Here is an 11,088-nt window from a genome sequence, read left to right as displayed (position 1 = left end):
CAATTATCGACGGCTCATGAAGGGAATCGCGCCATTACAGACTAGTTTGTTATCTGAGACAGCACTATTCGACGGCTCAGAGCACGGTTGGTGCTGGTTGGCTGCTGAGACTGCAATTATCGACGGCTCATGAAGGGAATCGCGCCATTACAGACTAGTTTGTTATCTGAGACAGCACTATTCGACGGCTCAGAGCACGGTTGGTGCTGGTTGGCTGCTGAGACAGCAATTATCGACGGCTCAGAGTACCGTCGGTGATAACCCAAAAAAACAGATCACAGACAGCTAAACCATTTGTCTGTGATCTGTTTTTTAAGATGACATTACAATACGCGGCGGAACCGGCAATCCGAACCTGACAAACGTGTATCGATCTACGTACATCGAGACGCCATGAGGGATTCCTTTATCCGTCCAACCTGGTGTATTCGTGAAACTGGACGGGCCTACTTTGTAAATTTCACCATGGATATGATGATGAGGGCCAAATAAGTTCCGACAGCTATTCGTTAGCTCCATCTCGATGACATTCTCCCCAGCAACCAGCCATTTACGAATGTCAGCTTCATAGGGTTCCCATAAGAAGGTATGCACTTCATGCCCATTCATCCACAGTTTGCCTACTGTAGCATAAGGTGGCTCTGGAAAGAACCACTTCGCAGATGCTCCATCGTCCATATTTACAACGATATGCTGCCGTAATCGAATCGTACCTGCGAAGAAAGGAAGTCCTTGTTGAACAAGTTCGCTCACTTGCACGACTTGAGGAATCTCTGTAAGTACAAAAGGCCCCTCCGTCTGTACCGCATTTCGTTCACCGTACGCATACCCCGATTGGGATTCAACACCAAACTCGCCAATCAGATAGATGCTCTCAATTTCGGTATCAAAGGTTAATTTATTGCCCTCTGATTCAAATTTTTTCGCATTCTCAATCGCTTGATACGTTTCAGGCGAGTTATAAAAATGTCTTTTCATCCAAATATGATTTTCTCCACGTTGCACCTTACCGCTAATATCGACCTTGTGAAAAGAAACATCTCGCCAAGTTCCACAACTCTCGGAGGAGACCTTACGGCCATTAACTTCTATGGCGAAAAGCTCCGGACTTTCCATCACAACATATATCTCCCTGTTATACCCGGTATCCCATCCAACATGAAATGGAAAGTCAAGCTCGATATCAACAGAACGACCAAGCGCTAGTAATTGCTCCTGGATAAGAATCACAGGCTGCAGTTCCGACCAATCGCCATCTTCCACACGTAATCGGCACGTATCCAAGGTGAGGCTGTTTGGTGTGAGGGAGACTACGTCCCAATGGGAACTTAGTATGGTTGTTTCTGAGGATTGTCGCTCACTCTTTGCCTGTGCGAGTTCAATCATCTCTGATGGTTGTCCGTTCCACGGTACCAATCGCAACATATAGGATTGACCGGCATGCAGCGGCAGCTGAACCCGAATGCCTTCTGCTGTTTCCTCTTGCTCCAGTGCTCCAAACTCGTCGCCGCTCGAAAGATCAATCAGGCTCACACAGCCTGTGTGAAGCAGTTCGATATCAACCTGAGCATAGTGTTCCTCGCCGGAATTGACGACATAATACATACGTGATCCTTCAAGTTCCAAGGTTTGCACGTTGACGGTGTCCGCAGCGATCGTAACTCCGCGCTCATCCTTCATCCGAATGGAAGGTGCACTTACCTTCGTTATGGCGTCAACTATAGCTGCGGATGACCACGCTGGTTTGTTCGCTTGCAAGAGCAACTCCGCAAGCTCACTCTCCAGCACCCCATCAACTTGCTGCGGATAAGGTTCGCATGCAATCAGCTGGCCACCTTGTTGTACAAATTGTTGAAGCAACGCGAAAGTCGTCCGGCTCATCGTCACACTTGGCGGCAGAACCACCACACAATAGGCCGCCTCTCCGATGATGAGCTGGCCGTCTTTCACATGGCCATGTCCCTCCATGATGGTTTCGCTGCCATAATCATGCTCAATAAATGATTGGCACATCCAGCGCGACAGCTGAGCGAACGCCGCGTGGAACCGCGGAATGTCGGAGCGATCCTCGCCGCGCTGCAAGGTCCACGCACTACGAATCGGGTGCAAGAGCAGCACCTCGACTTGTCTTGTCCCTTCTGACAACAGCATCGACAATCTGGCGAAATAATCATTGAAGCCCTTATAGTCATCCCACCATGGCTGTTGGACGAACAAGGAAGGTGGATAGTCTCGCTTCCGCAGGCCTTTCAAGCTATAGCTTTGCAAATGCTGGCATATCATTGTAATGCCATGGTCGAACTGCCACTCACCAATTCGCTTCAAATCCGCGAAGCTAATATCCCAACCCGAACAGCCATAACTTTCGGTAATTGTTTGCTTTTTCCCAAGTTGATGAGCGACAGATCCGACCTGCTTCGGGACAATCGGTTCATCTCCAATGAAACGGCCGAGCCAGTCACACCCAGGCATATGCAAATGTTCATAAAACGCCATTGGATCCCCCGTGGAGGTTACCTGAATCATCAGCGCTTGTTCATCAACCACATGTCCCGTAAATGACCATCCTTTGCTTTGGCACCAGTCACCGATTTGCTTCGCATACGCCTTCGTGAACATCGCTGTTACACATGCCCAGTAGTCGTATCTGGCTTTCGCAGAGTCGTCTACTTGCAGAAATAATGCTGGCAATACTTCCTTCAACGCATACCCATTGGCGGCTTGAAAAGCCTCTTCTAATTCAAAAGACCACGGTAATTGACCACGAGCAAACTGAGGCTCATCGGTAAAAAAGCCCTTAATTACATCGCCGAACTCGTCCCCGAAGCGCTCCCAATAGACTTCATAAGTGGACTCAATAAACGCTCGAACCGCCGTCATACTGAGTGCATCAATATAGAAGGGATTGACCTCATAGTAGATTCGCAGCTGAGCTTTCGTCTCGTCTTCCTGTCCTAGCAGCTTATACCCGCTCGCCGTCTGCTCGTAGTAAGCAATAGTATGAACAGCTGGACTCTGAAAAGGAGCCTGTTCAACCACCAGCTTCTTTTGCTGATAAGCCACCCCTTTGGCAGGCACTAGCCCGTCTGCGAACCCGCTTGGCCACCCGTTTTCATCATACAGCCATGGCGACATGCCTAATTCTTTGCCTTTTACAAGACAAGCACGAATCGCATCCATCCACTCCTCCCCCATATATGGGGTTTGAAGTCCGCCTCTCGCATGCATGAAAAAGCCGCCAATCCCCGCTTTATGCATCTCTTCAATTTGCCTTTCTAATTCTGCGATCTCTAATTTATCATTCCATGACCAAAAGGGAATCGTCCGGTAATCATTGGGTGGATCATGCAATTGTCCCCAAATATTTAACATAAAAACCTCCGAAAGTAGTTGTAGGTGAGAATGCAACATGGCGTCACTTTTCACTCACTTTACCTACTTCGGAGGTTCTCTTCAATCTACAATTCTTTGCTCAATTAACATGCGTGCCGATCCTATTGATGAACCTTTCGATAATCTCCCGGCGTTGTACCAATCATTTTTTTAAAAGCACGAATGAAAGACATCTGATGTAAGTACCCTACACGTTCTGAAATTTCTTGGATAGGCAGCGGAGTCGTTCTTAGCAATTCCTTGGCATGCTCCATCCGTATTTGGCACAGATAGACGACGAACTTCTCACCGAAATCTTCTTTGAAAATTGTACTTAAGCTGGACGAATTCATATTGAATTGTTCACTTAGGCTCGATAAAGAAAGATCCGGATCACTGAAATTGGCTTCTATGTACTCTTTTACCTTTTGTACCACACCGTGATTGCCCTTGCTGACACGAATGTCTTCCATTTGCTGAGCACAGGACGAAATCGTTTTTAAATAAAAAGTTTCAAGCTCATCCAACGTTTCAAGTGTCTCCATATTCTCATCCCATGGTGTACGGAATTCCCGATTCCAAAGTTCTTGATACTCCGGAGGCAGCTCCATCATTTCCCGATAAAAATAGTAGTTCATATAACTGAGAATACCGCTGATCTCTTCTTTTGGAAGCAAAAGCCGACGCAAACCTTCAAACAGCAACTTCAGCTGCTCCTGCCACCCATCGTTACCAACACGGAAAGCTTGCGCAATCGTCCGTACATACTGCAGGTAGACGTATAGATCATCATGCGATAACAGCTCGATTTCCCAATGACCGATCACCCGATTGCTGCCAAGCGCAGACTTATAGTCCAGCGCCCTTGCCGATGATTCATAGGAGCGGTGTATCGCCTGAACTTCATGTACCGTACAGCCCAAACCGAAAGTTACTGTCAGCTTCAAATTGTTCTGCATCCATTGACGGACTTGATCCGTCAGCGTCAACATCATGGACTCCAGTGGTATCTCTTGCTGCTCTTCAAGAAAAATAATACACAACCGATGATTCGTAACCCATTCCTGCCAAATGCGCAGACCACAGGCTTCTGCCGATTCTTCCACTACCTTTTTCAATATATACTTAAAAAGCCCCTGATCCTCGCGAGAATGCCCACTAATAAACTCGGTATATTTATCAATTTCGACAATGCTGACAGCGGCACTTCCCAATTGCTTCATGCCAAGTTCCATCATTTCATTGTTCCAATCTGCTTGAACTAGCGGGCGACTCCCATCAATAATCTCATGGAACAACTGAATTCGTCGATACTTCTGATTAACGAGACTCTGATTCTGATATTCTTGACTAACTTCAATGATGTTGCTCAACGTGTAATCAATATAACTAAGCTCATCGACTGTCGGTCCTTGAATCGGATGCTCTTTGTGCACCTGATTGTACTTCTCAATACGCGACATAATCGTTTCAATTGGCTTGTAGTTTTTACGGGTAATATACACAATCCACCCTATCGCTAGCAGCAGTCCTAGGAAGCCAACAATAAACCAACCGCTCTTCATATAGTTAAAAATATTACCCAGCTCTTCCTTCTTCAGCGAGCTCGTGTACATCCAACCTGTATAGTTGGATACGATCGTAATATCATCAACCTTTGGATCTTTGCCTTTTTGCTCAAAAATCATCTGCCCATGACTATCTTTGAGGGCAATCTGATTCACTTCAGATATCCCGTATTTGCTCAGAAACTCTTGAATACCGCTCACTTTCACATTAATAACGAGCATGGCGATCCCTTTACTTTGCAAAGGAATCCCTTTGGCAATTGAGATAATTGAACCTTCTATATTCCCATCTTTGAACATCCGGTAGGGACGAGGAAGACTCCAGCTATCTAATTCAGGATTATTGATATGACTTTCTATAAAAGGCTTATCGGCAAATTGTTCTATGTTCAGCTTTGTTTTATCACTCAGAACCGTCCCATCGCCTGTCCGATACAAGTAGACGGAATCAATCCACGGATTAGTAGCAGTTAGACTCTGAAGCAATTGAGAAAGCTCGATGAAGAAGACGGTATCACTTTGCATCCCAGCAAAGCTCGTTATTTTCATATTGCGTGTTATCGATTCCAGCATCATCATTTCAATCGAGTTCAGCGACATGTCGATGCTGCTTTGAATATTTTGCACATACACGCCACTGGATTTAAGGGCTTCTTTACGGGACAAATCATTGAGCTGAACGACCCCGATAAATACGAATAAACATACGATAAGAATAAGCACAGGCACATAGGAAAGTAGCAAGCGATGGAACCAATTTCTTCTCAAGTTGGGCTCTCTCCTTCATGATAAAAGGGTGTTTATTCTACCATTCTATCCTTGAACGGATGGCGGAGCAATATACAACCTTTCGCGGAGTTAACATGGCCCGGCAGTACGGGAAATTCAAACTCATTCCTCCCCCCTTGCAACGGATAGCCAACATGATCCCCCAGTAAAAGCAAAGAACCAGCGAACCCTCTACTGACGGTTTGCTGGTTCTTCATCTACGATCGACTCGCGTCTTTCCCTGTATCTACATCAATAATATCGAGCAAGAAAATAAAGATTGGAATCCCCACAATTAAGCCCCACGTCCCCAGATAATGTTCGGAAAAAATGAGGACAATGAATGTGTAGAACATCGGAAGGTTCATTTTGGATGACATCAGTTTGGGATTTAAGAAATACCCCTCCAGGAAGTGCAGCACCATAATCATGGCGATCACATAGATCACCATCCAATACCCGCCAATATTATAACCAATGATAGTTAAGGGAAGCAAAGAAATAAGAAAGCCTGCAACAGGAATTAAACTTAATAGCATAATCATGATGGCTAGCGCAAACAGATATGGAAAACCAAGGACCCACAGTCCAATCACGGTAAATATCGTATTAAACAGGGCAATAAGGAGCTGTGCCTCAATCACTTTTCCAAAAGATAGGATGAACTTATTACCGAAATATTTCAATTCTACATAGAGCCAAGCAATTTTACTTTCACTCAACCGGGAAGTAAAAGCAACAATTCGCTTCTTTTCAAGACTAAAGAAAAAGCTCAAAATCGTTGCCAAAATAAACGTGGTGCCCCAATTGCTGATGCGAAGGATATATTCAAAGCCATGTTTCATATAGTTTTGCAAATTTAAATCTTTTAACGTTTTATACATAAAGCGCGAGACTTCATCATCAGGTACGGGTGAATTCGTCATTCTGACTAAAACTTCTTTTAATTGCAAGATTTGTTCAAACACCTTAGGCATGTAGTTGACGATGGATACGACAATGACAGTCAGCATGACCAGATATAAGAAGATGAGAATGACTTTACTATTTATGGGGATGTATCTGCTTAGCTTTAGGTTTACCAAATTTAGAATACTGTTCATCAGAAAGGCCATTAAAAAAGTTAAGAGAACTAAATTGAGCATGTCTCTGATAACAAATAAGATAAGGCCAATCAGTATCAGAATCGAAAACCGCCGTACTGTTCCATTCATAAACAAATTCCTAATATACGCCATGATGATAAATGTCTCCATTCCAATGAACAAACTTGAACTGCCTCTCCTTTTCTAGTGTACAGAAATAACGTTCTTATAGCAATTCGCACACAAGACTGGCATAAAAAAGCGTCTGATATCTACTTCGAAATGAAAAAACGGAACCTACTACACCTCGGTGCAATGGCTCCGTTTCATCTATTTTGACCCCGTTCGTTTAATTCTCGCTCCTGAAATTAAATTCATTCTTCCCCTCACTCAAGGGATAACTTTCATTGTTCCATATCAAGGTACCAGGCAAACCTTGGGGTATTGCAACATCGACGTGCCACTGGCTGCCCCGACTCGCGACGTTCACTTCGATGAACCCTTTCGGATGCGGAAGCTTACCTTGCAACATGGTTAACGAGCCTGGCTGCGGACGAATAACGACGGAGGCGAACTCCATCGACGCCGGGCGAATGCCAAGCAAGTTCGTGTACAGATGGTAGATCGGATGAGCGCCCCATGCATGACAGTCTGAACGCGTCGTATCGAGGAATATTTCCGGCGTCGTCTTCAGACCATTCGCTTCCATGCCAAACCATGGCTCGAGTCGACCCAGTAGCGCGTCAATCTGATGGGTAGACGCTAATGCTTCGAATGTATAATGGTCAAAATAGATGCTGGTACGCATCAAGTCGACTTCCGTTTTCAGCATTTCAGGTACTGCGCGCTGGCTGATCTGCGGCGAGATTGACTCGCAAAATAACGAGAGAACTTGAGGATGCTCCGAATAATACTGATGCCCAGTATCATCAGCAAACAGCCCTCTCTCCTCATGCCAGAACAGCTGCTCGACCACGATCGCCAGCTCCTGAGCCAGCCGTTGTGCACGGGATGCCATCTCGACCTCGCCAAGGTAAGCTTCCAACTTCGCGACCAACTCCAACGTATGGATCATCTGCAGATTGTACGCTGCATTTAATCGGTCCGCTGCATGCGGTGGCACACCCTGACTCCATGCGTCGGAAGACGCGGTCTGCCAATCCATGAAATTCCATGAGATTGGCAACTTAATAGCTCCATTCGGTGCGCGATGCAGCAATAGCCGATCCAACTCGTCACGAACGCTGCTCATCATGACGCGAACCCACTCCTTGTCTCCTCTCCACAGGGCATAATCGTAGACCATCGCTACCCACCACAAGGAGAAGGAGGAAATATGTTTGCCGCCTTGGTCTGGATATGCACAATTCACAAGACCAAGATGATTGTTGCGCGAAGCTCGGAACATATCCAGCGCTTTACGCGGTAATCGATCATCGAGCGTACTCACGTAAGTTACGAGTGATTGGATGCGAGTATCCCCCACATACATCAGCTGCTCCCAATAAGGGCAGTCCATGTACGTTTCGTGCGCACACATTTGCAGCGTTCTGAAGGCTGGGGTTACGATTTGATTGACGCGTTCATCACTGCTATGAATCGAACCTTCCATTTCCAAGGGATATCTCGTTTCCAACAGTCTGAACGCATCAAGGTTTAGCGGCTCGCTATCCGTTTCCACGATCAGCTCGCCATATCGTCCCGCATGCCACCAGAGGGTATCGAACTTGCGGTGAACTCCGCCATCTGGACGAAACGTTTCGCCAATACCTTTGAACCATTTGCCCTCAATCTCGTTCCGATTCGTCTTGCGTCCACCTTGCGCTTCGTCATATAAGGATTCCTCCCAATGAAGTCGAATGACGGAACCTTTCCCGCCCGATACAACAACCTCAGGATAGAAACAATAGTAATTACCTAAATCGATAATGACGCGTCTTTGGGTAAAAGCTGGAATGTACATAGGTTGTCCGGCAATTAGATCCTGCCAACTGTCATGCTCATCTAGGAGATCGCGACTTGCCTCTATCAATTGACTCTCGGAATCGAGGATGCCAGCCTGCTCCACAAAGCGAACAGCTTGTGGCGTAAACCGCACCTCTTGCATCGCAGGCAAGGTAGCTGGGCTCATAAGACGCTGCACGGAAGTAAAATGATAATTATCCGTTCTGTGGTAGACTTTCTCCGTCACTTGTACCGGCAGCCAACCGTCGCCTCCCCCCACTAGGGCATCCCAATCAAAAGCAGCGCCATCAATGGCTAACTTTGCGCCTGTACCGATGCCGGAGTGCGTCGGGATAAAGCGATAGCCCGGCATTGGCTTCGCTTCCCACTGCGCAACGCCAGTCCCCATCAAAGGGGCGAGCGCTTCATCATCCGGACTTAGCAGAAAGCCTGGTTGTACACTAACCTGCGCCCACGGCTTATGCTTGCCAATCGCCCAACAGCGGGCAATCCATTGATGTTCGCCTGCCGGAAGCTCGACCTCATACGACTCATAAAACCAATTGGTGCGATCTCCACGTTCGCAACCTCGGCCAATTCTTATTTGATTCAGATACAGCTCATATCGTTCGTCGCCAGATACGTGAACCCTTAATCGACGAGCTTCACTGAGCGTGAACTTGCAACGATAAACGATGACATGTGGCGGTTTAACAGCCTCTGCGCAAGTCACCCAACGACTTGGCCAACCTGTCGCTTGCTCCCACGGTTTTTGCGATTGATTTTGTGCGATTTGTTCGCTATAGGGTAAGTCACTCAGCAGTACGCGCAAACCGTACACTTCCTTCCTTATCGGATCTCATTCAAAACGTAAAGCTCGATATTGCGGATATTCATCTCTTCCAATGTTGTTGCTGGCTTCGTATTGCCCGGCATATAGATTTGATCAAAGGTCACATTTTCGATCTGGAACGGACCTGTGCCACGCAGCATGGACGGCAGTCGGCCTTGATCGCGCACCTTGATATTTTTCAAGACCACTTGGTTAACGGGGCCAATCCCTCTTCCACTGTCTTCAATTTCTAGATGCAGCCAAAATGGGCCATTTCTTGTATGGATGACTTGTTCAATATCGATGTTCTCAAAAGTAATATGTTCTGCAGCGTACGTACCGAAGCGGTGATGAATCGCTATTGCACGACTAGCTTGATAGACGTATGAATTTTTAAAAACAACATGTCTTTGTGCTTGCTCAACACCCATCCCGACCTTAAAACCGCACAGCAGGTCCATGCTACGCAATCGTCAAACGTCACATCCTCAAGCACTTGTGGCGAGCCCGGCCAATTTTGGGCAATATCGGTGGCTTCATTCCATGTCTTGGTTGAGAACGGGTCATCCTCTGAAATGGCAATCGTATGTGCAACAAGTACGTGCTGGGACTCCACGATATCAATGGCGTCATCCTCATAATCGACCAGCGATTGAAAGCCCTTATAATTCGCAATCTTGACATGATTAGAGCGAGTCGGAATGAGAGCCCAGAGCCCTGCATCTCGACCAATAATGCCATCAATCGAAAAGTTAGAGGTAAGTATAGGCACAATTAAATTGCTCACAAATCTTTGATTCGCTCTCAGCCAGGAGCCATTCCCATCAATCGTCCCTCTGCCAGTAATCGCAATATGCGTGGAGTTGGGCTCTGTTTGGATAAGCCAAGTTCCGTCGTAATTGAGGGAATCCTTATGAAAATCGACGGTGTAATCCTCTTTCTGATCGGTCGCTCGAAGCACAGCTCCCCCTTGCAGATAAAGGGTAACATGGCTTTTCAGAATCAAATTGCCGATTAAGAATACGCCTTCGGGCACATAGATTACGCCTCCGCCAGCTGAACTCGCAGCATCAATGGCTGCTTGAATCGCCGGTGTAGCCTTTACCTTGCCTGTAGGGTCCGCGTCATAATCCGTGACCACATGATAAATGCCGTCACCAGATGAAGGCGGAACGTTCACTTCCCAAGGATCTGCGATGATAACGAGTTCCTTTAAATGGTTGATTTTCACAATGAGGTAGCGCGATTCTTTCAAGTTGAACGTAAGCTGATTCCCAGCTACCGTCCCTTGTATCTCAAACGCTAACGGACTTATCGTATACGTATCGATCGGCTCGCAAACCGTAATGGTGATGGTTGCCACGCCGGAAAAAGAGAAATGAGCGTAATCATAATCGCGATCCGTTAAAAAAGAAATGACCGACACGCCGATCTGATCGGCTTTTAAGGTGTAATACGTGGATTCCGAGTAAATGGAAGGCACGGAATAGGTGTTAATCATTGCAGGCATACTAATCCT

Annotated in this window: 7 protein-coding genes; all 7 read right to left on the bottom strand. The window is 46.5% G+C overall.

The window, feature by feature from the left end:
* Positions 1-312: 312 nt before the first annotated feature.
* Positions 313-3,372, bottom strand: coding sequence for a glycosyl hydrolase (locus tag AC58QT_RS33620; protein ID WP_497412789.1), 3,060 nt, complete (start codon positions 3,370-3,372; stop codon positions 313-315).
* Between the two features lie 122 nt (positions 3,373-3,494).
* On the bottom strand, positions 3,495-5,708 hold the full coding sequence (locus AC58QT_RS33615; protein ID WP_497412788.1) for a helix-turn-helix domain-containing protein: 2,214 nt from the start codon (positions 5,706-5,708) through the stop codon (positions 3,495-3,497).
* Positions 5,709-5,740: 32 nt separating this feature from the next.
* Complete coding sequence (locus tag AC58QT_RS33610; RefSeq protein ID WP_497412787.1) at positions 5,741-5,926, bottom strand: hypothetical protein; 186 nt, start codon at positions 5,924-5,926, stop codon at positions 5,741-5,743.
* Positions 5,927-6,922, bottom strand: a complete 996-nt coding sequence (locus AC58QT_RS33605) for an AI-2E family transporter (RefSeq protein ID WP_497412786.1) — start codon at positions 6,920-6,922, stop codon at positions 5,927-5,929. It lies immediately after the preceding gene.
* A gap of 220 nt (positions 6,923-7,142) precedes the next feature.
* Positions 7,143-9,569, bottom strand: coding sequence for an alpha-L-rhamnosidase-related protein (locus tag AC58QT_RS33600; protein ID WP_497412785.1), 2,427 nt, complete (start codon positions 9,567-9,569; stop codon positions 7,143-7,145).
* A 17-nt stretch (positions 9,570-9,586) separates the two neighbouring features.
* Positions 9,587-10,000, bottom strand: a complete 414-nt coding sequence (locus tag AC58QT_RS33595) for a hypothetical protein (protein WP_497412784.1) — start codon at positions 9,998-10,000, stop codon at positions 9,587-9,589.
* Entirely contained in the window at positions 9,928-11,079 is a 1,152-nt protein-coding gene (locus AC58QT_RS33590) for a glycosyl hydrolase family 28-related protein (RefSeq protein ID WP_497412783.1), read from the bottom strand. Before AC58QT_RS33590 ends, AC58QT_RS33595 begins: the two co-directional genes overlap by 73 nt.
* Positions 11,080-11,088 lie beyond the last annotated feature (9 nt).

The sequence above is a fragment of the Paenibacillus sp. J31R109 genome (genome assembly GCF_059692055.1).
The sequence above is the reverse complement of the archived record's forward strand: the minus strand, read 5'-3'. Positions and strand labels throughout refer to the sequence as shown.

Coding starts and splice junctions, on each gene's coding strand:
- AC58QT_RS33620 (WP_497412789.1), bottom strand. CDS start 3,372: ATGTTAAATATTTGGGGACAATTGCATGATCCACCCAATGATTACCGG.
- AC58QT_RS33610 (WP_497412787.1), bottom strand. CDS start 5,926: ATGAAGAACCAGCAAACCGTCAGTAGAGGGTTCGCTGGTTCTTTGCTT.
- AC58QT_RS33605 (WP_497412786.1), bottom strand. CDS start 6,922: ATGAATGGAACAGTACGGCGGTTTTCGATTCTGATACTGATTGGCCTT.
- AC58QT_RS33595 (WP_497412784.1), bottom strand. CDS start 10,000: ATGGGTGTTGAGCAAGCACAAAGACATGTTGTTTTTAAAAATTCATAC.
- AC58QT_RS33590 (WP_497412783.1), bottom strand. CDS start 11,079: ATGCCTGCAATGATTAACACCTATTCCGTGCCTTCCATTTACTCGGAA.